Annotated in this window: 15 protein-coding genes; 4 read left to right on the top strand and 11 right to left on the bottom strand. The window is 64.7% G+C overall.

Going from position 1 to position 22,509, the window contains the following annotated elements; translation table 11 throughout:
- Nucleotides 1–11: 11 nt before the first annotated feature.
- Nucleotides 12–239: an MbtH family protein gene (locus A5745_RS08400; RefSeq protein WP_076115724.1), complete on the bottom strand. Its 228-nt coding sequence runs from the start codon at nt 237–239 to the stop codon at nt 12–14.
- 408 nt (nt 240–647) lie between these two features.
- On the opposite strand from A5745_RS08400, the gene A5745_RS08405 reads away from it, so the two are divergent.
- On the top strand, nt 648–2,783 hold the full coding sequence (locus A5745_RS08405) for an acyltransferase family protein (RefSeq protein WP_254848516.1): 2,136 nt from the start codon (nt 648–650) through the stop codon (nt 2,781–2,783).
- 16 nt (nt 2,784–2,799) lie between these two features.
- On the opposite strand, the gene A5745_RS08410 is transcribed toward A5745_RS08405, so the two are convergent.
- The 4 genes from A5745_RS08410 to A5745_RS08425 form a co-directional block, all read right to left on the bottom strand.
- Complete coding sequence (locus A5745_RS08410; protein WP_076115726.1) at nt 2,800–4,062, bottom strand: glycosyltransferase; 1,263 nt, start codon at nt 4,060–4,062, stop codon at nt 2,800–2,802.
- The gene (locus A5745_RS08415; protein ID WP_076115727.1) at nt 4,059–5,063 is read right to left on the bottom strand and encodes an NAD(P)-dependent oxidoreductase; all 1,005 of its coding nucleotides are present in this window, start codon (nt 5,061–5,063) and stop codon (nt 4,059–4,061) included. Before A5745_RS08415 ends, A5745_RS08410 begins: the two co-directional genes overlap by 4 nt.
- The gene (locus tag A5745_RS08420) at nt 5,063–6,445 is read right to left on the bottom strand and encodes a nucleotide sugar dehydrogenase (protein ID WP_083662811.1); all 1,383 of its coding nucleotides are present in this window, start codon (nt 6,443–6,445) and stop codon (nt 5,063–5,065) included. The genes A5745_RS08415 and A5745_RS08420 overlap by 1 nt, the downstream gene beginning before the upstream one ends.
- A 125-nt stretch (nt 6,446–6,570) precedes the next feature.
- Nucleotides 6,571–7,845: a glycosyltransferase gene (locus A5745_RS08425; protein WP_076062822.1), complete on the bottom strand. Its 1,275-nt coding sequence runs from the start codon at nt 7,843–7,845 to the stop codon at nt 6,571–6,573.
- Nucleotides 7,846–8,007: 162 nt separating this feature from the next.
- Here A5745_RS08425 and A5745_RS08430 point away from each other — a divergent pair, with 162 nt between their 5' ends.
- A complete protein-coding gene (locus tag A5745_RS08430) occupies nt 8,008–9,648 on the top strand; it encodes a GMC oxidoreductase (RefSeq protein ID WP_076115728.1) in 1,641 nt (546 codons plus the stop codon).
- Between the two features lie 10 nt (nt 9,649–9,658).
- On the opposite strand, the gene A5745_RS08435 is transcribed toward A5745_RS08430, so the two are convergent.
- Together A5745_RS08435 and A5745_RS08440 are read right to left on the bottom strand one after the other, a co-directional pair.
- Nucleotides 9,659–10,972, bottom strand: coding sequence for a wax ester/triacylglycerol synthase domain-containing protein (locus tag A5745_RS08435; RefSeq protein WP_076115729.1), 1,314 nt, complete (start codon nt 10,970–10,972; stop codon nt 9,659–9,661).
- 98 nt (nt 10,973–11,070) lie between these two features.
- Nucleotides 11,071–12,345 carry a glycosyltransferase gene (locus A5745_RS08440; RefSeq protein WP_076115730.1) on the bottom strand — a complete coding sequence of 425 codons (1,275 nt, stop codon included), beginning with the start codon at nt 12,343–12,345 and terminating at the stop codon, nt 11,071–11,073.
- Nucleotides 12,346–12,788: 443 nt separating this feature from the next.
- Here A5745_RS08440 and A5745_RS08445 point away from each other — a divergent pair, with 443 nt between their 5' ends.
- Entirely contained in the window at nt 12,789–14,807 is a 2,019-nt protein-coding gene (locus A5745_RS08445) for an FAD-dependent oxidoreductase (RefSeq protein WP_175879789.1), read from the top strand.
- 5 nt (nt 14,808–14,812) lie between these two features.
- Here the strand turns inward: A5745_RS08445 and A5745_RS08450 are convergent, their stop codons facing one another.
- The 4 genes from A5745_RS08450 to A5745_RS08465 all read right to left on the bottom strand — a co-directional run bounded on the left by A5745_RS08450 (nt 14,813) and on the right by A5745_RS08465 (nt 19,916).
- Nucleotides 14,813–15,934: an FkbM family methyltransferase gene (locus tag A5745_RS08450; protein ID WP_139329505.1), complete on the bottom strand. Its 1,122-nt coding sequence runs from the start codon at nt 15,932–15,934 to the stop codon at nt 14,813–14,815.
- 70 nt (nt 15,935–16,004) lie between these two features.
- Complete coding sequence (locus tag A5745_RS08455; RefSeq protein ID WP_076062833.1) at nt 16,005–16,994, bottom strand: aldo/keto reductase; 990 nt, start codon at nt 16,992–16,994, stop codon at nt 16,005–16,007.
- Nucleotides 16,995–18,614 (bottom strand): GMC oxidoreductase, encoded by a 1,620-nt coding sequence (locus A5745_RS08460; RefSeq protein ID WP_254848517.1) that lies wholly within the window; start codon nt 18,612–18,614, stop codon nt 16,995–16,997.
- A gap of 33 nt (nt 18,615–18,647) precedes the next feature.
- Complete coding sequence (locus A5745_RS08465) at nt 18,648–19,916, bottom strand: glycosyltransferase (protein ID WP_076115734.1); 1,269 nt, start codon at nt 19,914–19,916, stop codon at nt 18,648–18,650.
- Between the two features lie 278 nt (nt 19,917–20,194).
- Between A5745_RS08465 and A5745_RS08470 the strand changes: the two genes are divergently transcribed.
- Nucleotides 20,195–22,417, top strand: a complete 2,223-nt coding sequence (locus A5745_RS08470) for an acyltransferase family protein (protein WP_083662815.1) — start codon at nt 20,195–20,197, stop codon at nt 22,415–22,417.
- Nucleotides 22,418–22,509 lie beyond the last annotated feature (92 nt).

Consider the following 22,509-nt stretch of genomic DNA (forward strand, 5'->3'; position numbering starts at 1 on the left):
AGCCCCACGGTTTACTTGTTGGCCTGAACCGCTGCCAGCCTCTCGCGCAGACTCCTCGGCCGGATATCGGTCCAGTTCTGCTCGATATAGTCCAGACACGCAGCGCGCTCGGCCTCGCCGTAAACCACCCGCCAGCCAGCAGGAACATCGGCGAACGCCGGCCACAGACTGTGTTGCTCCTCGTCGTTGACCAACACGAAAAAGCTGCCACCGTCGTCGTCGAACGGATTGACGCTCACCGCTGCTCCAAACCCTCCAGTCGAAATGAAGGAAACCCCTCACAAACGGTAGTGGAGGCCTATAGGGCCTGTACGCGCTTTGGCAAAAGTCCCTGATGTGACCTGCTGTTACTCGCGACACACCTCAGCGCGGGTACGGGTGGGCGCTCGGGGACGATCCGCTGCACTGCTCGTGCGGATTGGCGGGCAGCCCGAATTGCTTTGAGCCACGCGATTACACACATGCGCCAGGCCGCGCCGTAGCAAACGACCGCCACCCCCGAGCGCCTCGCAATGTACACCAGGGTTTGACCGCAACCGGGTTAGCCTCGCACCCAATAGACGCAACATGGCCCGAGTCGGTTCATTTGCTGCTGCCGAAGTGTGACAATAGCCCCTATTCGAAGCACGCGTCCTCGGGCAAAAGTGGTGTCGGCGAAGAAGGGATTTCGCCCCGACATCGAGGGCCTTCGCGCGGTAGCGGTGCTGGCCGTCGTGCTGTTTCACGCGGACGTGCCCGGGGTGGGTGGTGGATACGTCGGCGTGGACGTGTTCTTCGTGATCTCGGGCTTCCTCATCACTGGCCTGCTCTGGCGCGAGGCCAGCACCACCGGCACCATCCGGCTGCGCCGCTTCTACGGAGCGCGGGCCCGCCGACTTCTGCCGGCATCAGCGGCGGTAGGCGTCATCACCGCGATCGCCTCGGCTGTCCTGTTGCCCCCGTTGGAGGCGTCCAGCGTCCTCGAAGATGGCATCTTCAGCGCGCTATACGTCGGCAACTACCGGTTCATTCTCGAAGGCGTCGACTACTTCGCGCCTACCGTGCATCCGTCGCCGTTCTGGCATTACTGGTCGTTAGGCGTCGAGGAGCAGTTCTATTTGGTGTGGCCGGCGTTGATCCTCAGTACGGCATGGCTTATCCGGCGGGTGCGTCGACGCACCCGGGCCCAGGCCACCTCGTCACAACGCCCGTACCTGGTGGTCCTAGCACTGGTCGCGGTGGTGTCATTTGCGCTTTCGCTGGCGATCACTTACGTGGTGCCTTTGGTGGCGTTCTTTTCGCTGCCCACGCGGGCCTGGCAGTTAGCCGCCGGCGGACTGATCGGCCTCACCGCCGCTCGGTGGCGCCGACTGCCGGCAATACTTGCCGCGGTCGCGGGATGGGCAGGGCTGGCAGTAATACTTTCGGCCTGCACCCTGTTGAGTCCGACCACACTCTATCCGGGGACTGCGGCGCTGTTGCCCGTGCTGGGCACCACGCTGGTCATTGGCGCCGGCTGCGCCGCACCTTCGACGGGATGCGGGCGCCTGCTAGCCATGCCGGCGATGTGCGCAGTCGGGCGGGTGTCTTACTCGTGGTATCTCTGGCACTGGCCGGTTCTGCTGCTCGCACCGCCCCTGTTGGGTCACCCGCTCGGGCTGGCGGAGAGGCTCGCAGCGGTCCTCATTTCTGGCGGGCTGGCCGCACTGACGCTGCATCTCATCGAGGACCCTTTGCGATTCGCCGCACCCGTGCGCCGATCTTCCCTCACCAGTCTGGCCCTTGGTGGTGTGGCCACCGCCGTAGCGGTCTGTGTGGGCGTGGCTCTGCTGGTATCGGTGCCGATCCCGGTCGGGCGCGGCGCCCCGGCTACGCCGTTGACCATCACGGCGGCGCCTCCCCCCGCCCGAGCCGACCTTGACGCCTATGACGCCGCGGTGCAGCACGTGGTCGCCCAAGTGCGGGCCGCCGTCTCGGCAGCTGCTGACCTCAGAGCCGTGCCGTCGAACCTGAACCCGTCGCTCGCCGGCGCGGCGGGTGAGCTCAAGGCCACATTCCTCAACGGTTGCATGCGCCAACTTTTCCAAGGCGGGCAGCCCGAATGCGCGACGGGCGATACCGCCTCCACGACGACGGTGGCGCTAGTCGGCGACTCACATGCAGCGATGTGGGGTCGCGCGTTCCAGCAGGTCGCCACGCAGCGGCGCTGGCGGCTGGAAACCCTGACCAAAGCAGATTGCCCCGTAATGAACTTGCCGATCGCCAACCCACTCCGTCGCTTGCTTTCCACCAGCTGCGAGCAGTGGCGTGGTCAGATCATGGCTCGGTTACGCGCCGAGCACCCGCGGCTGGTCGTGATGAGTATGTGGCGCGGGTACGGTGTCGGACACACTTTCATGCAAGGTTTCACGTCATATGACCCCGCGTGGCTCGACGGCTTGACCCGCCTCCTGGAGCAACTGCGCAGCGTCGGTGCACATGTGCTAGTCCTCGGGCCGATCCCGGCTTCGCCCACGGTGGTGCCGATCTGCCTGTCGGGCCACCTCGATAACGCCACGGCCTGCTCACTGTCACGGTCGACCGCGGTGAACCAATCCGGCATCGCGGCGGAGTCCGCGGCCACCAAAGGTGGCGGCGGACACTACGCCGACCTCACCGACCTGTTCTGCACCGCCGACCGCTGCCCCGTCATCGTCGGCAACACCCTGGTCTACTTTGATTCGAGCCACCTGACGTTCGAATATTCCACGGCATTGGAGCCGGTAATCGCGGCACTGGCCGACCGCGCGCTCGCCGGCGCCTGACACGCCGATCGTGGGTTCATCTCCCCGAACGGGCGAAATCTTCGAGCAGATCGGCGGCGGCGGTCACGCTGTCGGCGGGTTTGCTCATTTGCGTCGCGATCTCGCGGGCCCGCGCGGCGCAGGCGGGCTCGAGGACGGTACGCAGGTCCGCGACGAGCGACTCGCGGGTGGTGCCCGAAAAGCGCCGGGCGGCACCCACTTTCAAGCGTTTGACCCGCACCCCCCACAGCGTCTGATCGAGATCCGTCGACAGAATCAGCGTGGGGACTCCAGCGCGCAGGCCGATTGCCGTGGTACCCGCGCCCCCGTGGTGCACAACCGCGCGGCAGGCCGGGAAGATCGCCGCGACATTCACCGCGCCCACCGCCTTGACGTGATCGAAATGCGGGACGTCGCTGAAGTCACTCCAGCCGGCAACCACCAGCGCCCGCTCGCCCAACTCCGCGCACGCCGCGGCGATCATGGCGACCGTGTCGGCCGGAGAATCCACCGGCATGCTGCCGAACCCGAAGAAGATCGGCGGCGTCCCGGCGGCGATCCACGACGCGACCTCCTCGTCGGCATCCGTCGGCACCTCCATCGTCACCGCGCCGACGAAGGGCCGCAGCCCATCCCATTTCGCCCACTCGGCCGCCAACCCCGGAAAGCACACCTCGTCGTACGCCTGGATTTCCAGCGAGCCGCGTTCGGCAATCCGCCGCGCCGACGGCGCCGTGGCCTTCGGCAGCCCCAGTTCACGGCGCTGCGCGTCGTCGAGCTTCTTCTCCGCGCGCCACCCCACCCAGTCGTAGACCCGCATCGCGGAGCGACCCACTGGCGCCGGCAGGAACGACAGCAGCTGGCCGTTAGGCCGCACCGGGAAGTAGTGCAGCGTGGCCAACGGAATGCCGTGATGCTCCGCGACATTGGCAGCGAGCTCCTGGTAGACCAGGCCGGTGAAGAGCAGGTCGGCACCCTCGGCCAGCGACGTCAGCGTCGCGTTCATCTCCCCCAGGGCCTGGGTCCTGGGCTCCCACACTTCCCGCCACAACCGGCGCAGCTCCCCGACCCGCCAGAAGTCGCCGAAGAAATGCGTCCAGAACTTGCGGTGCGCGTCCAGCCATGCCTGCCTGTCCAGCCCGTAGGCGACCGCCGAAAGCCCAACCGACTCGATGAAGCCAACCAGGTCGGGCGGAACCGCCAGGCGCACCTCGTGCCCCCGGCGCAGCAATTCACGGCCGATGGCGGCGCTGGGTTCGATGTCGCCGCGACTTCCCCAGCTCGCCAGCGCAAACCTCATCGCGGCTGGTCCCCTGCGGGTTCTTCGAGATACCACGAGTTGGCCCGCGCCCAGTCGATCGTGCGACGGATCCCCTCCTCGACGTCGACCTGGAGCCGCCAGCCGAGCTCCCGCTGCGCCTTGGTCGAGTCCGGAATGCGGCGGGGGATGTCCTCATAACGACCCCCGTAGCGCGCCGCGGTGTCAACGGCTTCGGCCGCGGACACCGAGTCGACGTTCGCGATCTTGATCGCCAGCCCGACGACGTCGCGCATCGTCGTCTCGGTCATGCTGCCGATGTTGAAGGCCTCACCGATTGCCGCGTCGCTGTCGGCCGCCAGCAAGGTGCCGGCGATGGCGTCGTCGACGTAGGTGAAGCAGCGCGTCTGGTCGCCCGAGTCGTACAGCAAAGGGGGGCGGCCGTTGAGGATGCGGTGAATGCTCTGAGAAATCACGAAGATTGGGTTTTGACGCGGGCCGTAGACGTTGAAGTAGCGAACGACGGTCACCGGCAATCCGTGGGCCGTGTGCATCGCGAAAACGAGATGTTCGGCCATGGCCTTGCTGGTGCTGTAGCTCCACCGCGCGGTCTTTGTCGAGCCGAGGACGCGATCGTCGTCCTCGGCGAACGGCGGGTTCGGGTTCTTCCCGAACACCTCCGATGTGCTGGCGAACAGCACGTGCGTCCCGTGCCGCTGGCTCAGCTCGAGGACGTTGCGGGTGCCGGTCACGTTGACGTCGAGAACCCGCAGCGGATCCTTGACGTAGTTCTGCACGCCGACGACCGCGGCCAGGTGAAAGACCGTGTCGACGCCCGGCGTCAGGGCGGTTTCGAGCGCCTCGATATCGGTGACGTCGCCCTGCACGAAGCGGAAGTTGGGGTGCCGGTCGAAGTCGATGCTGCCGTCGCGGGTGTTCTTCGCGAAATCGAATACCGTGACCGAGTCCCCGCGCTCCAGCAGCGCGGAGACCAGGTGCGATCCGATGAAGCCGTAGCCGCCCGTCACGACGACGTTGGGCATTATCGGCCGATCCCCTTGTAGACCAGGCCGGCGGCGCGCACCGCCGCGGGGTCGAAGCTGTTCCGTCCATCGAGGAACACGCAGTTGGGCGCCGCCAGCTCCGCGAGTCGGGCCAGCGGGATCTGGTGGAATTGTCGGTGGCCCGCCAGGACCACCAAGGCGTCGGCGTTCTCGACCGCCGATTCGATGTCGGCGGTCAGGGGGATCTTCGTGACGGTGCGCGCCTCCTCTTCGGGCACCCACGGGTCATGCACCGAAAGCTGGCAGCCGGACTCCTCGAGCAGGGCGACGACGTACTTGGTGGGCGTGAGCCGGCAGTCACCGGTGTTGTTCTTGAACGCGATGCCCAGCACGGCAATCTTGCTGGTCTCGATCGACTTGCCCTGGTCGGCGAGTAGTTGCGTGAGCAGCCCGTAGGTGTAGCCGGGCATCGTGTCGTTGACGGTCCTCGACGTCCGCGGAATCGCCAGCTCCAGCCCCAGGGACTGGCCCAGATGGCTGACGAACCACGGGTCCTTCGTCAAGCAGTAGCCGCCCACGCCCATGCTCGGCATCAGGATGTTGACGTTGTGGTTGACCTTCGGCATCGAGTTGGCCGCGTCAATGACCTGGAGTACGTCCATGCCGAGCCGGTCGCATACCTTGGCCAGTTCGTTCGCGAGCGCGACGTTGAGGTCGATCCACACGTTGTCGGCGAGCTTGACCATCTCGGCGGTTCGCGGATCGTCGACGACGATGGAGTCCATTCCCAGGGTGTGTCGCCACAGCGTGGAGCAGGCGCGCGCGCTGCGCTCATCGACGGCGCCGACGACGATCGGGATCGACGTCAGCTCGCGGATGGCTTGGCCCTCGGCGAGCCGTTCGGGGCAAAATGCCAACCCGAAGTCGACGCCCGCGCGCAGGCCCGAGGTTTCTTCGAGGATCGGCTGAAACAGCTTTTCGGTGGTGTCGGGCGGCACCGTGCTCTTGAGGATGACGACGTGGCCGGGACGCAGGTGCTCCGCCACGGCGCGCGCCGCCGCCTTGATGTCGTCCACGATGGGCTCGAAGTCCGGACCGAGCGGCGTCCCGACGGTCACGATGATGAAGTCGTTGTCCGCGAGCGCGCCGAAATCGGTCGTGGCGCGAAGCCGGCCGACTCGCACGTTGTTGGAGACGAGCTCGTTGAGCCCCGGCTCGGGCACGGTGGTCTTGCCGAGGTTGATCTCGTCGACGACGCTCTGCCGCACGTCGATCCCGGTCACCGGCCAGCCGCGGTCGGCCAGCACGGCGCCGATCACCGTGCCGATGTACCCGAAGCCCACAATTGCGATCCCGGACCGCATGCCACGCACCAGGAGGTCGACCTCGGCGTCGCTACGTCCGAACACGCCTTCAGGCATCGTTGATTCTTCGCCTTCCTGTACGCACTCCCCAAAATGAAAGCCGGGGCTTCACGTCCCCGGCTCACCCGTCCGGCAGTCTAATCCACGACCCACGCTACAAACCTGGAATCGAAAAGCTTCGATCAGCCAACACCCTTGCGGCGAGCGAAATTCTCCACAAGATCCGCGGTGGCCGCGGCGCTTTGTGCGGGGCTGGTCATCCTCGTGGCGATCTCACGGGCCCGCGCGGCGTATTGCGGGGCGAGTATGGTGCGCAGGTCGGCGACCAACGACTCCCGGGTAGTGCTCGAAAAACGCCGCGCGGTACCAACTTTCAGTCGTTTGAGCTGATCTCCATAGATCGCGTGAACGAGGTCCCAGTACAGGATCAGCTGCGGGACTCCGGCGCGCAGCCCGATGGGTGTGGTGCTCGAGCCGCCGTGGTGGACGAGCGCCCGACAGGCGGGGAAGATGGCCGCGAAATTCATCGCACCCACGAGCTTGACGTGGTCGAAGTGGGGGACGTCGCTGAAGTCGCTCCAGCCGGCACCAACCAGCGCCCGCTCGCCCAGCTGCGCGCACGCGTCGGCGATCATGGCCAGCGTGTCGGCCGGGGATTCCACCGGCATGCTGCCAAAGCCGAAGTAAATCGGCGGAGTTCCCGCGGCGATCCACGACGCGACCTCCTCGTCGGCGTCGGTCGGCAGCTCCATCGTCAGGGTGCCGACGAAGGGCCGCAGGCCGTCCCATTTCGCCCATTCGGCTGCCAGCCCCGGAAAGCAGACCTCGTCGTAGGCCTGGATTTCCAGCGATCCGCGTTCGGCGATCCGCCGCGTCGCGGGGCCCTTGGCCTTCGGTAAACCGAGTTCACGGCGCTGCGCGTCCTCGGCTTTCTTCCAAATGCGCCATCCGAACCACTCGTACACGGTCATCGCAATGCGGACCAGCGGCGGGGGCAAACGCGTCGGAAACGCGATCTGGCCATTGGTCCGCAGCGGGAAGTAATGCAGCGTGGCCAGCGGAATGCCGTGGTACTCCGCGACATTGGCGGCGACTTCCTCGTACACCAGGCCGGTGAAGAGCAGGTCGGCGCCGTCCGCCAGCGACGTCAGCGTCTTGCTCATCTCCCCCATGCACTCGCTGCGGTGCCCCCAAACCTCGCGCCACAACCGGCGCAGCTCGCCGATCCTCCAAAAATTGCGGTAGAACTGCGTCCATAAGTTGCGGTGCGCGTCCAGCATCGCCTGCGTCTCCGGCCCATAGGCGACCGCCGAAAGCCCGGCCGATTCCGCGAACCCGACTAGTTCGGGTGGGACCGCCATCCGCACCTCGTGGCCCCTGCGCAGCAACTCGCGGCCGGCGGCGACGGAGGGCTCGACATCGCCCCGCGTGCCGTAGCAGGCCAGCACAAATTTCATCGCGGGTCCTAGCCTTTCACTTCCCGTCGGCGTTCGACGTCATGGCCTCATTTTCTCGACTGACGCCGGGGAAAACTCCAGCCTGCCAGCACCGGCCGATGGTAGGTTCATGTTCGCCCAACAGGGGTACAGCTTGGGCCATCTTCTGCTGAGGGGTTCGTTTTGGCTGACGGCGAGGTGAACGCGCGCGAGGCGGAACGCGTTACGTGGGACGTCATTGTCGTGGGCACCGGCATGGGCGGCGGGATGCTGGGCTACTCGCTGGCCCGGTCGGGCCGTAGGGTCCTTTTCGTCGAGAAGGGGCGCTCGACATTGCCCGGGGCTCCGGGGACGATTCGCTCTGCGATACCGGAAATCGCCGAGCCAGTCGCCGCCCGCGCGGCGACGACCTACCACGACGCCTTGGCCCGGGCCGGGCGCTCCACCGACGAGATCGAAGACATCAGCGGGCGGCACGCGCGACGCTACTTGGCCGGGGTCGGCAGCGGGACCGGCGGCTCGTCGGCCATCTACAGCATGGTCTGCGAACGGTTCTTTGCCCGCGATTTCATTCCCCGGCAGGACTTTCGCGACCCCGGCGATTCCACCGTGCCGGAGGCGTGGCCGATCACCTACGACGAGCTGCGGCCCTGGTACGCCGCGGCCGAGCAGCTGCTGGGGGTGCGCGGCCAGCATGATCCCCTGCGGCCCGAGGCGGCGGACGCCGATCTCCCTGCGCCACCGCCGTTTTCGGCGAACAACCAGCCGCTGGTCGACTACTTGCTGGGTCGCGGATTGCATCCCTATCACCTTCCGATGGCCTGTGATTACACCCAGGGTTGCGCGACCTGTCAGGGCTATCTCTGCGACCACTCGTGCAAGAACGACGCCGCGCGCAACTGCCTGCTGCCCGCGGTGGCCGAACATGGCGCCGAACTGCTTGCCGAATGTCGTGTCCTGCGCGTGGATGCGGACGGCACGCATGTCCGGCAGGTGATTTGCGAACATCACTCCGGCAAGTTGGCTTTGAAGGCCAAGGTGGTGGTGCTGGCCGCCGGTGCGTTGGCCACCCCGGTGCTCTTGTTCAATTCCCGGTCGGGTGATTGGCCGCGCGGATTGGCCAACGGCTCAGACTTTGTGGGCCGCAACTTGATGCGACATCTCGTCGACCATATCGAGGTCTGGCCACAACCCGACTGCAAGGCTTCAGACCAAGACAAGCAAATCGGGCTGAACGATTTTTATTTCTGGGAGGGGCAGAAATACGGCACCGTGCAGTCAGGCGGCGCGATGCCGCCCATGGAGGCGCTGACCAACCACCCCGGCTGGCAGCACAAGGCAATGCGCTTCATCAGCCCAGCGGCGCGCCCGATCTACGAGCGGTTCTTGAGCGGCGGACTGCTGCTGGACGCCGTCATGGAAGACCTGCCGTATCTGGACAATCGCATCCTGCCATCCGATCAGCCAGGCTCGGACGGCCGCCAGCGGCTACGACTTCAATATCGCTTGCACCCCAACGAGATCGAGCGCCGCGCCGTGTTCATGAAGCAGCTGAAACAGGTGTTTGAGCCGTTTCGGAAAATTACCCTGCGGACGGCCAAGGACAATGTGGTCCTGGCCCACGTCTGCGGCACGTGCCGCTTCGGTGCCGATCCCAAAACCAGTGTGCTGGACCCGCAAAACCGGGCGCACGAACTGGACAACCTCTACGTGGTGGACGCCTCGTTCTTCCCATCCAGCGCCGGCATCAATCCCAGTTTGACCGTCGCGGCCAACGCCCTGCGGGTAGCCGCGCACGTGAACGACGTACATTTCGCCGCCTGACGAGCTGGGCTCACAAAAGTGTGCCCGTCAGCGAGAATTCGTCCAAGGCGTCCGAAAGCTCTTGTCGCAAACTGTCATTCGAGTTGGGGCGGCCGGGCTGGTAAGCAGTGACCGAGACGAAGACATGTTTCGGTGTTGCTCCTGAGACCAACCACAGCAGTCCGCCAAACGTGTGCACCATCGCCTTCGTCATGCCCGGGTAGAGAACTTTCATGGCGAAGTAGTCGGCCTCCGTACCAGCTGGCCGACCGGCATCCGGAGTGACCATCCCGAGGTTGGACGAGAGAACGCCGTTGGGCACGCCGCCCATTCGCTTGATTAGTCGCGCAGGAATCAGGGGAACAAGGGTCAACAATGACCGGTGCTCAGCGGTTCCCTCCTCCTGGCGAGTCAGCGATTCCTTGATCGCGGCTCGGATTCCGCCGAGGTCCTTTGTCACGGGTGCGGGGTCGACCGTGACCGGGACAGCGAAATTCGCGTTGGCGCGAGTATCGTCGGCGGTCCGCTCGTTGACCGGCATCCCCAAGAAGAGCGAGCCGCCCGCGGCGACGCGTCCCAATCGCTGGGCGAGTCGCGCCGCCAATCCCACAAGCAACGTGTTGCTGGTCCCCCCGAGCGAGTGTGCGCGGGCCTTCCACTCGTCGCCATCGACGAAAACCGTTGCCGTTGAGAATGTGATGGGTTCATCGGCGCCTGCGGGCAGCGCCGGCGCCGGGGTGACAGTTCCGGCGCTTTCCCTGCGGCTACGGCGGGCCATCCGCACCGCGGTGGCGATGCCGCGGCCGATGGCGGGAATGTCGCGCAGGGTTTGGCGGGCGTCCTCGCGCACGGCCTGCCAGCGCCGGCGCGACGCGGCGGCAGGCCAGCTGATCGTGTCGTCGCGGCCACGTACGGCATCCGCCACCGCCTCGCACATACCCACGCCGTCGGCAAGGCAATGGGAAACCACCAAGCTGATCCCGGCGCCGCCGTCGGTGAACGGGACGACGGCAAGGTGCCATCCCGGTCCGTGCTCGCAATCCAATGGGGTATTGGCCTGCTCGTCGAGCCAGGCCCCGAATTCTTCACGCGGCCGGGCCGACGCGACGATCTCAATGTCGGAGGAGCAGACCGCTGATATCCAGCGGTGGCGGCCGAATGGCAGTGGTGACCGTTCGATGCAACGAGATAACCGCCCCCGCAGAAGATGTTCATGAAACTGCCGCAGGTCGTCGATCTTGACCGGGCCGTCGTACAACCACATGCATTGCAGCCGGGTGCCAACCCCCGTCGCGCGCCCGAGGTCGAAGGCGGCCTGGTCCATCAGATCGAGAACGCTGTCCATGTGCGTACCGTACTTCGTATCGCCTGTCTGAGAAGTGGCTTCGTTCGTAGATCCGCGCTGAGCTTCCCGGGGTCGGGCGAACGGCCTGCCTTCGTCGATCAGCCAGCGCGCCGCAGGCGGGCGAAACCTTCCAGGAGGTCCGCCGCGGCCGCGGCGCTCTCGGAAGGCTTGCTCGTTCGGGTCGCGATCTCGCGGGCCCGAGCGGCGTGTTGCGGGTCGAGGATGGTGCGCAAGTCCGCGACCAGCGACTCCTGGGTAGCCTTCGAAAAGTACCGGCCAGTGCCCACTTTCAGTCGTTTGACCGCATTTCCCCATATGGGCTGATGCATCCGCAACGTGGCGAGGATCAACTGGGGGACGCCGGCGCGCAGGGCCGCGGCCAGGGTGCCCGCGCCGCCGTGGTGCACGACGGCGCGACAAGCCGGAAAGATGGCCGCGTGGTTCACCGCGTCCACCACCTTGACATGTTCGAAATTGGGGACGCGGCTGAAGTCACTCCAGCCGGCGCAAACCAACGCCCGCTCACCCAACTGCGCGCAGGCCCCGCCGATCATGGCCATTGTGTCGGCGGCGGACTTAATCGCGGTGCTGCCAAACCCGAAATAAATCGGCGGTGTTCCCGCGGCAATCCATGACGCGGCCTCCTCATCGGCGTCGGTCGGCAACTCCATCGTCAGGGCGCCGACAAAGGGCCGCTGGCCATTCCATTTCGCCCATTCGGCTGTCAGCCCAGGAAAGCACAACTCGTGGTAGGCCTGGATTTCCAGCGAGCGGCGTTCGGCGATCTGCCGCGACGCCGGGCCCGTGGCCTCAGGCAGGCCCAGTGCGCGGCGCTGGACGGCCCCCAGCTTCTTTGTCAGGAGACGCCAACTGAGCCATTCATCCGCGCGCATTGCGAAACGCCCCAACCGCGCCAGCGGGGTCGGAACGAGGTGGCCGTGAGCCCGGAGGGGGAATGTATGCAGCGTGGCCAATGGAATGCCGTAGTAATCGGCGACATTGACGGCCGCCTGCTCGCCAAACCAGAAAGTGACGAGGAGGTCGGCCCCGTCCGCCAGCGACATCAGCGCGCTACCGATCTCCTTCCAGCACTGGGTGAATAGTCTGTGATCTTCGCGCCCCAGCCTGATCAAATCCGGGATTTTCCAGAAGTCGCGCGAGAAACGCGTCATAAAGTCGTCGTGCAGGTTCTGCCACGCCAGCGAATCCGGCCCGCAGGGAACCGCCGAAAGCCCAGCCGCCTCGACGAAGCCAACCAGGTTGGGCGGGACGGCTATTCGCACGTCGTGCCCTCGATCCAGCAGCTCTCGGCCGACCACGGCGTAAGGCTCGATATCGCCACGCGTTCCATAGCATGCCAGCACAAACTTCATGCGGCGATCATAGGGTCGTTGTGATGCTTGCTTGCGATCCGACACGCTCGGATTCGCTCGCCTATCGTGCGCAAATGCGGTATGAATTACGAAGAGTCCGTGTGTCTTTGGCGATTAGCCGGCTGCGATGAGCTCGACCGTCACATTGCCTCGCGAGTCGTAGCTGCTTAATTCCCTGTCGCGCAATAGTTGTCGATGATCCTAACGGCCGACGGCAATGAGATCTGCGCACTCGCGGCGCAGCGATCGCGATTGCCCCGGGCCAAAATCCCGACCCGCGCCCGCCGGCGGCCGTTCCCCGCCGGCGCGTCGGCATCCGAGTCGTTCGACGCACGTCGAACGGGCAGGCGGCGATGACCCGCAACCGACAGTGGCTGAGATTGGGCGCTACCGAACTGGCGGTTCGACCGTGCGGCGGCGATCGCCACGATAGCCTGGGACCCGTGGTTGAAACGTCGGCCAACGTCGGCCCCCGCATACTTCTTGTCGGCGCAGGAAGATTCGGGAGAAAACACCTGGACACGCTCGAAGTACTGCACCAGCGGCAGGCGCTTCGGCTTGCAGGGGTGGTGGTCCGCACGAAAGAAAGCGCCGAATCGTTGCGCGCGTCGATCGAATTTCCGGTATTCGAGGAATTGAGCGATGAATTGCTCGCAGCGGTCGACGGCGTTGTTGTCGCTACGCCGATGGCCACCCATGCAGACCTTGTTCGGCGGATACTGCCCCACGCGCATGTCTTGGTCGAAAAACCGCTCGGCGTAAGCGATGCTGAAACAGAAGATCTCGTGCGATTCGCGCAAACCCAGCCGCGCGCACTCATGGTGGGACACACCATGCGCTTCGACTCCACCGTAATGCGACTGAAAGAAATGATCCGTCGCGTGGATCCACTGGGCGTAGAGATATCGTTCATACAACCGCAAAACACCGATTTGGGTCGGGACATCGAACTAGAATTATTGCACCCATTCGACATCGTCGACTTTTTGTTCGACGATAGGCGCCTGATTCGGAAGCGCACCACCAGGCTCACCGATCGCTGCCAGCTCGTCGGCGCGCAATATGCAGAGAATTTGCATGCAGTGTATCGGTTTGGTTGGGCGGGCGAGAAGAAGATACGGTCGATAAAGCTGCTCGCGGATGACCTGGTTGTCGCCGCGGACCTCCTCACCGGGCAGATCGTTACCTATAAAAAGGGGCAAATCGCGAACGCGATCGATTGTTCGGACCCCGTTACCCCGCTCGAGCGTGAATTGTCACATTTTCTCGGTGTTATCGGCGGAGAAACGATCGAGTACCCGGACGCCAACCTCGGCGGACGCGTAGTCAAGACCGCACTCGAGGGGCGCGGAAGAAAGGCGCCCGACGGAAGACCAAGGGTAGCAGTCATCGGCGCCGGGATCTTCGGAACGAACTGCGCGCTCGAGTTGTCGCCAGGATTCGATGTGACGCTGTTCGAAAAGAATGACGATATATGCACCGAAGCATCGAAGTACAACCAGTACCGGCATCATTGGGGTTATCACTACCCCCGTAGTCAGGAAACCATTGACGATATTGCGGCGACGATCGGCCCGTTCGAAGAGCGGTATGAAGCCGCGGTCATCAGGAATTTTCCGACATACTATAGCGTGGCAAAACGCGGTTCGAAGGTCAGTAGCGCGGCATATCTCGCGTTCTGCCGCGATAACGACCTCGCCTACCACGAAGACTATCCCGACGAAAGATATCTCGACCGGATGAAAGTGGGCGCAAGTCTCAAAACCTTTGAGCCCATCTACGATTTCAAGCAGCTGAAGACGATCACCGCAGATCTGCTCGGAGCATCGGAAGCGCAATTGCGGTTCAACAGCGAGATCGTCGGCGCGCGCATCGTCCAAGACGGAAAAATTTTGCTCGTCGTCAAAGACGGGGACGGCAATACCACCGAGGAAGTCTTCGATCATGTGGTGAACGCGACCTATGCCCGCCACAACCACTTCCTCAAATGGCTTGGATTTCCGATCAAGCCGATCCGTATCGATCTGGTCGAGGTCGCCTGGGTGAGGCTCGGCATACCGAAAATCTCTTTTGCAGTGATGGATGGTCCCTTCACCAACATGGTACCGACCAAGGACGACGGGCTATTCACGCTCGTTCACATCAAGCACTCCGTCCGGAAGCGCTTCGTACCAAAGGATGGCCTGGTGCCGTCCGACATATTTCGAGAGATCGGATCACCGGTGACCGAAAAGGTCATCCGTGAGAGTGCAAAGTGGCTTCCCATCGTGCGTGAGGCCGAGGTAGACAGCATCCACTATGTGTTGCGCGGAGTGAACGCGTATAGAGAGCACGATGACATGCGCACTTCCGATATCACCGAACATGGATTCGGCTGCTACTCGATCCTCGGCGGGAAGATCATCCACGCGGTCTCCGTCGCCCGGGAGGTCGCGCGAAGGATCAATGCGCAGTATTCGTGATCGGGCTAGGCGTCCCACGAATAGCGGAGCCGTTTGTTCACAAAAATTTCGTCGAAAAAGAGTAGGCCCTGGTACTCGAAGCCCGACGCGGTCAGCAAGTCGTAGACGTCGGCGAACGTGTGAGTGTGTTCAACGCCGATGACGTTGACCTGCACCCTTTCGAAGTCGATACCGTGCAGAACCTCGAGCTCGGCACCTTCGACATCGATTGACAGGTAGTCCACGATTTTCACGCCGGAATCGTCGAGCACGGTGTCGATGCGATGGCAGGGCACGGTCACCCGTGTTTGCTCGAGTTTCATCGGCTTACGGATCCAGTCGATCCATTGAAGTTGGTCCATGTGTTCGGGTATGCCGCTGAGCATGGTGCCCCCGTGGGTCGAGTCGAATATCGTCGACAGCATGCTGCGAGGCGAACCCGACTTACCGCCTTTGCGCTGCCCCCCTTGCGACAGCGCAAGGAAGGGGACCTCGCCATCCTGATCGTAGGCGCAGCCTTGGATCAACTGGCAGGAGCGATTGGCTCGCAGCACCTCGAACGCGGAGGGGTTGGGCTCGAACGCAATACCTTTCCAGTTCAGTTGCTTTTCGAAATAAAACGTATTGCTGCCTACGACTCCGTCGAACGCGCCGACGTCAACGAAGAAGCCAGGTCCTCTGTCCTTGAAGAACCATCGGTTCAGGAACATGTCTTGGCCCATTTGACTTTGGTAACCCCGGCTGAGCCGCTCAGGGGAGAACACATCTCGATAGATGTCTTTTGGCGAGGCACCCGGATCATGGCTCCGGAACAGGTAACCGATTGCTGCGCCGGCGGGTCCGGGCGTCATGGATTTGTCGAGAATTATTCGTAAAAGATTTGGCTCGATGAGCGAAGCGATCCTTCGGACCAGGGGAACCCGCGTCAAGTAGATGATGGCCGCTAGTGCGACTCCTTGGAGCCACCGCCGAGCTTTAGTGAGGTAAGCTAACATTTTCAGCACGCTGCCGCGCGCGCACTTGAGCGGTCGGCGGCGAAGTGCCGCCGGGCCCTGTGAGAGACCAGCCACGCCCGCACCCCGACGCGCTGTCCCGACGAAATATTTCTTCTCACCACGCTCCGATCCCCGCCGTTCCCCTTCTGCCACATCGTGCCTTCATCCGAAAGCTGTTGCGCGCAAAACACACAATTTACCTCCGCTTGGCGCTCGGGAGTCTTCATCGCGCGGTTTGACCCGTATCGAGCCAATGGAGCGTCGCTTCATTCAGCTTCAAGGACAACGCGCCCACGTTCTCGGCGAACTTCTCGAACGTCGAGCAGCCCACCACGGCGAATGGCTGAAGCGGGTGGCGCAGCACGTAGGCGAGCGCCACCTGCGCGACGGTGGCATCGTGCTCACGCGCGAACGTCCTTGCGCGCTCGAGCCTTTCGATGTTTCTGTCGGTCCCGAAGTAGGTTGCACACCACCGGCTCCGTCGGTTGGCACCCGGATCCTTCGGATCGTAGTGGTCGGAAAAAAATCCGCGGGCAAGGCTCGAGTACGCGAACACCGGCAGCCCGTGCGCCGCATACCACTCGCGTGCGCCACGCGCGCCGTCGCCGCCGAGAGTGACGCCGCCAGGCCACGGAGGTCGCGTCCACTCGGCGAGGCTGAATTGAGCGCTCGACGCGCTGAACGGTTTGAGCCCCGCGCTGTCGGCGAACGCGTTGGCGGTGGCGATCCGCTCGTGCGACCAGTTCGACGCCCCGATCGCGCGGATCTTGCCTTCGTCGATGTGGCGGTTGAGCCGCTCGATGAGCGGTTCGATCCGCGCACTTGGGTGGTCGAAGTGCAGCAGATACAGGTCAACGAAATCCGTCCCGAGCGCCTTGAGCGATGCGTGCAGGTCGTGCGACACGTCGGAGGCCGAGAGCCGCGGTCGACGTGATAAGAGGTGGTGATGGCATCCCTTGCTGATGACGACGACCTCGTCACGGTTGCGACGTTCCCGGATCCAGGCGCCCAGCGTCCGTTCGCTGTCCCAGTAGATGCGCGCCGTGTCAAATGTGTTGCATCCGAGCTCGAATGACCGATCCATAAGCGAGAAGGCTTGCTGCTCAAGGGTTCGACTGCGCACCAGGGGCAGAGGCCGGCCATGCAGTCGATCGGTGCCGAACACAATGCGCGAGATCGGCTTGTCAATCCCAGCGACCCTCGCGTAGTCCATCTAGTTCACGCGCTTTCGATAGTCACCAACGATGAACCGACACGCTCGAACGGTCAGAGCCATCATCGTGAGCGTGGGATTCTGGAACCCGGGTGAGACAAAGCATGCGCCGTCGGTCACGAACACGTTGTCAGCGTCCCAGCACTGACAGTACGAATTGAGCACCGAGTCGTCCGGTTTGTCGCCCATGCGAGCGCCGCCCGTCTCGTGAATGGCGCCCCCGGGCCATAACGCGCCGCAATCCGCAAGGACGAGCGATCGAAGCCGCCGCACGGGGATGTTCCAGCGACCGACCTCGATGGTTTTTCCGACCCGCAGGCCCCCGGCGGCGGCAATTTCTGGAAGCTTGCGCTTCATGTGCGCAACCATCTCGAGGTCATCCTGCGAATGGGTGCACTCGATTCTGGCCACCGGAATCCCCCACGCGTCCTTGACAGTCGGGTCGAGCGACACGTGATTTTCGTATCGGGGCTGCATCTCGCCGAACGCGCTCATGATCCACACCGGCGCACCGCGGCCAATCGCCATCTGAATCCCGTAGCCGCCGGAAAAGTTCTTCGATTCCTTGTCGAGGAAGCTCGGAATGTAGAGGCCCGTGCCGGCGAAGTCGAATCCATCCTCGTTGAGCCCGCGCTCCACGTCTTCGTCAGACACCGTGCCGACTTGCGTGTACGAAACGTGGTCGCACAGATAACGTCCCAGATGGCCCGACGATCCCCCGACGCCGGCGGGGTGCCTGGCGGATTCCGAGTTCAGCAGGATCCGCACGCTCTCGATCGCCGACGCACACATCACGACGACGTGCCCCCGAACCTCCCGCGTAGTGCCCGTCAACCGCTCCACATATTCGACGCCGGTCGCCCTGCCCGACCGCTCATCGATCAGCACTCGGCTGACGACGGTGTCGGTCCGAACTTCGAGCCGGCCGGTCGCCATTGCCAACCGCACGGGAAGCGGAACCCTGTTGTTGTCGTACTTGGTCTTCCTCGCATGCGTGACGCGGACGTTCGGGAGGTGTTTCTCGACATTCGCCCGGAACGCGTCTTCGAGCTTCGTCGTTTTCGCGGGACCGATGAACTGTCCGTCCGGGCAGTTTGGAATGGCCGCCGGTGCCCCGTAGACACCGAGCGTCCGCTCGACGATGTCGTAATACGGGGCCAGGTCTTCATACGACAACGGCCAATCGAGGCCGTCGCCACGGACGCTGGCGGCCTTGAGCTCGAAATCCGACATCCGGGGGACATGTCTCCACCACGTGTGCAGGCGGCCGCCGAGTTGCCGGCCCCTAAACCAGAGGAACGTATCGCCCCGCGGGTTCGTATACGGGTTCTCTCGGTCGCTGACGTAAAACTGCTTGGTGGTGTCGGAAAACGATGAGCATCGCGCCTGAATGTGTTGTCCCCGTATCGCCGCTTTGACGCGACCGGCAACGCCCATCACGCCCACATCGGCGCCGGCCGGAAAGTCTCGGGCGATGTCCAGGTCCCGGCCCGCCTCGAGCAGGACCACATCCAGACCGCCTTCCGTCAACTCCTTGACCGCCCACGAGCCGGCGGCTCCCGAGCCGACGACGATGGCGTCATACGTTGAGTCGCTACTGCGCATGCGTCCGGTACTCATGCCGAGGCGATCGGGCAGCGCCGCCGGCGCCGGTCAGCTGACGCGCTTCTGGCGGGCAAAATTCTCCAGGAGATCAGCGGCGGCCGCAACGCTGTCGGCGGGTTTGGTCATCCGGGCGGCGATTTCGCGGGCCCGGACGGCGTAATCCGGGGCAAGGATGGTGCGCAGGTCCGCGAGCAGCGACTCGCGCGTCGTCCTCGCAAAGCGCCGGGAGGTCCCGACCTTCAACCGTTTGACCGCGGCTCCCCAGAGTGGCTGTTCGCCCAACAACCACAAGATCAACGTGGGGACTCCGGCGCGCAGGCCCGCGGCCATGGTGCCCGGGCCCCCGTGGTGGACGACGGCGCGGCAAGTGGGAAACACGGCCGCGTGGTTCACCGCGCCCACCACCTTGACGTGTTCGAATTCGGGAAGGTCGCGGAAGTTACTCCACCCGGAGCCAACCAGCGCCCGCTCCCCCAGCTCCGCGCATACCGCCGCGATCGTGGCGAGCGTGTCGGCGGGAGAGTCGACCGGGATGCTGCCAAACCCAAAGTAGATCGGCGGTGTCCCGGCGGCGATCCATGAGGCGATCTCCTCGTCGGCATCCGTTGGCAACTCCATCGTCAGCGCGCCGATAAAAGGCCGTTGGCCGTTCCACTTCGCCCATTCCGCGGCCAGCCCGGGAACACAAACCTCGTCGTAGGCCTGGATTTCCAGGGATCCGCGTTCGGTGATTCGTCGGGACGCCGGACCCTTCGCCTTCGGCAGGCCCAGCTCACGGCGCCGCGCATCCTCCGCCTTCTTCCACACCCGCCAGACCATCCACTCGGTGACCGTCATCGTGGCGCGGCCCAACGGCGCAGGCAGGTAAGGCACGTACTGACCGTTGGGCCGGAGCGGGGCGTGATCGAGCGTGGCCAACGGAATGTTGTGATATTCCGCGACGTCGGCGGCGACGCCCTCGAAAATCATGCCGGTGAAAATCAGATCGGCCCCCTCCGCGAGCGACGTCAGGGTCTTGCTCATTTCCCCCCAGCTCGCGAAATTGGGCTCCCACGATGCGCGCCACACCTCGATCAGATCCCGGGTCCGCCAGAAGTTGCCGAAGAGATCCCTCCAGAAGTTGCGGTGCGCGTCTATCGTGACCTGGGTATCCAGCCCGTAGGCGACCGCGGCGAGCCCCGCCGATTCGGCGAAGCCAACCATGTCGGGCGGGACCGCTATGCGCACGTCATGCCCGCGGTGCAGCAGCTCACGACCGACGGAGGCGCAGGGCTCGACGTCGCCACGTGTCCCGTGGCACGCCAGCACAAACTTCATTGCGGACCCTCGCCTTTCACTTCCAGTGCGGCGTTCTACAGACGAAAGCGGCGGCCGTGCGTGCCCGGCTCAGCCGCCCAGCAGTATAGCCAGGCGCCAGCGTATTGATCTGGGAACCAGAAGATTTGGGCACGCGCCTTTGCCCCGAATTGCCCCTGCAATCAAGTGATCTCACAGCGGCAACGGCTTTCCCTGCACCACCGTTGAACCGCGGGCGGCATGGCCTCGTGCTTCAAATGCGGGGTTGGCAAAAGCCAGCCCATTTGCTGGATGTAAGAATGCCCTCTATTCGAGACGCGTCCTGTTACAAGCTGGTGACCTTGCGCCAAACCCGCACCGTCGGCCCTGCCGAGAGCGAGCATGCTCGTCGGTTGGCACCGAAGGAATTTCGCCAGGACATCGAGGGCCTGCGCGCCGTTGCGGTGCTGGCCGTTGTCCTCTTTCACGCTGAGGTGCCCGGCATCGGTGGTGGATACGTCGGCGTGGACGTGTTCTTCGTGATATCGGGCTTCCTGATCACCGGGCTGCTCTGGCGCGAGGCGAGCACCGCCGGCACGATCGGCCTGCGGCGCTTCTACGGGGCGCGGGCCCGCCGATTGCTGCCCGCATCGGCGACGGTAGGCGTCGTCACCGCAATCGCCTCGGCCGTCCTGCTACCCCCGTTGCAGGCCCAAGGCGTGCTCGAAGACGGCATCGCCAGCGCGTTGTACGTCAGCAATTACTGGTTCATCCTCCAAGGCGTCGACTACCTCGCTCCAGAACTGCCGGCGTCGCCGTTCCAGCACTACTGGTCGCTGGGCGTCGAGGAGCAGTTCTACCTGGTGTGGCCGGCGCTGATCCTCGGTACGGCGTGGCTGATTCGCCGGGTGCGCAGGCGCACCAGAACTGAGGCCACGTCGTCGCAAACCCCGTATCTGGTCGTCCTCACGGTGGTCGCGCTGGTGTCGTTCGCGCTGTCGCTGGCAGTCACCTACTGGTTGTCCGCCGTGGCGTTCTTTTCGCTGCCGACCCGGGCCTGGCAGCTGGCCGCCGGCGGCATGGTGGCCCTCACCGCGGGGCAGTGGCGCCGCCTACCCGCAACATTTGCCGCGATCGCGGGGTGGGCGGGGCTAGCTCTGATCCTGTTGTCCTGCACCCTATTTAGCACCGCCACGCCCTATCCGGGTACCGCCGCGCTGGTGCCGGTGTTGGGCGCGGCGCTGGTGATCGGCGCCGGCTGCGGCGCGGCTTCCCGGGGATGCGGACGCGTCCTGGCGGTGTCGCCGATGCGCGCGATCGGCCGGGTGTCCTACTCGTGGTATCTGTGGCATTGGCCCGTGCTGCTGCTCGCGCCCGCGCTGCTTGGCCACCCGCTCGGGCTGGCCGGGCGGCTCACGGCGGCCCTCGTCTCCGGCGGGCTCGCCGTGCTCACCCTGTATCTCATCGAAAACCCGTTGCGATTCGCCGCTGCCGTGCGCCGGTCTCCCCTGGCCAGTCTGGCGCTCGGCGGCATGGCCACCGCGGCAGCCGTCGGTGTGGCCGCGGCACTGCTCGTGGCCATGCCCCCGCCGGTCGGTCGCGGCGCGCCGACGCCGGCGCTGACCATCACCGCGCCGCGTCCCCCCACTGGCTCCAATATCGACGCCTATGACACCGCGGTGCGGGACGCGGTCGCCCAAGTGCAGGCCGCGGTCGCGGCGTCCACCGACCTCAAAGCCGTACCGTCCAACCTCGACCCGCCGCTTGCCGACGCGGAAGCCGAACTCAAGACGTTGCGCACCGCTGGCTGCATGCGCGCTCTTCTCGAGGTCGAACAGCCCGAGTGCGCGACGAGCGACACCGCGTCCGCAACGACGGTTGCCCTGGTCGGCGATTCGTATGCCGCGATGTGGAGTCCGGCGTTCCAGCAGGTCGCCACGCAGCGGCATTGGCGGCTGGAAACCCTGGCCAAGGCGGCCTGCCCGCTGATGGAACTACCCATCATCAACCCGCATAGTGGGCGGCAGTACACCGAGTGCGAGCGGTGGCGCGGTCAGATCATCGACCGGTTACGCGCCGAGCACCCGCGGCTGGTCGTGGTGAGCATGTGGCGCCGGTACGCCGTCTACGGATATGCATCGGGTTTCACACCGTACGACCGGACGTGGATCGATAGCCTGGCCCGCCTCGTACAGCAGCTGCGCGACACCGGTGCGCAGGTGTTGATGCTCGGGCCGACCCCAGACCCGCACTCGATGGTGCCGATCTGCGTGTCCGGGCACCTCGATGACGCGATGGTCTGTTCGGCGCCACGGTCGACGGCGGTCAACGAAGCCGGCATCGCGGCCGAGTCCGCGGCCACCAAAGCGGGCGGCGGGCGCTACGCCGACCTCACCGAGCTGTTCTGCACGGCTGACCGCTGCCCCGTCATCATCGCCAACAACCTCGTGTACTTCGACCAGAATCACGTGACGCGTGAATACTCGCGGGCATTGGCGCCGGTGATCGGGGCGCTGGCCGACCGCGCGCTCGCGGGCGGATAAGTCTCCCGCCCTAAAAGCGCGAGATGGCGGAGGACCGTTCATTCGGGGCTATCGAAGTGTGACAATGCCTGTATCGCGTCGTCTTACAAGGT

This window comes from Mycobacterium sp. IS-2888 (genome assembly GCF_001954215.1).
GTDB lineage: Bacteria > Actinomycetota > Actinomycetes > Mycobacteriales > Mycobacteriaceae > Mycobacterium.

Coding starts and splice junctions, on each gene's coding strand:
- A5745_RS08420 (WP_083662811.1), bottom strand. CDS start 6,445: ATGCCTGAAGGCGTGTTCGGACGTAGCGACGCCGAGGTCGACCTCCTG.
- A5745_RS08465 (WP_076115734.1), bottom strand. CDS start 19,916: ATGAAGTTTGTGCTGGCGTGCCACGGGACACGTGGCGACGTCGAGCCC.
- A5745_RS08435 (WP_076115729.1), bottom strand. CDS start 10,972: ATGGACAGCGTTCTCGATCTGATGGACCAGGCCGCCTTCGACCTCGGG.
- A5745_RS08460 (WP_254848517.1), bottom strand. CDS start 18,614: ATGAGTACCGGACGCATGCGCAGTAGCGACTCAACGTATGACGCCATC.
- A5745_RS08440 (WP_076115730.1), bottom strand. CDS start 12,345: ATGAAGTTTGTGCTGGCATGCTATGGAACGCGTGGCGATATCGAGCCT.
- A5745_RS08415 (WP_076115727.1), bottom strand. CDS start 5,063: ATGCCCAACGTCGTCGTGACGGGCGGCTACGGCTTCATCGGATCGCAC.
- A5745_RS08410 (WP_076115726.1), bottom strand. CDS start 4,062: ATGAGGTTTGCGCTGGCGAGCTGGGGAAGTCGCGGCGACATCGAACCC.
- A5745_RS08425 (WP_076062822.1), bottom strand. CDS start 7,845: ATGAAATTTGTGCTGGCCTGCTACGGCACGCGGGGCGATGTCGAGCCC.
- A5745_RS08455 (WP_076062833.1), bottom strand. CDS start 16,994: ATGGACTACGCGAGGGTCGCTGGGATTGACAAGCCGATCTCGCGCATT.
- A5745_RS08470 (WP_083662815.1), top strand. CDS start 20,195: ATGCCCTCTATTCGAGACGCGTCCTGTTACAAGCTGGTGACCTTGCGC.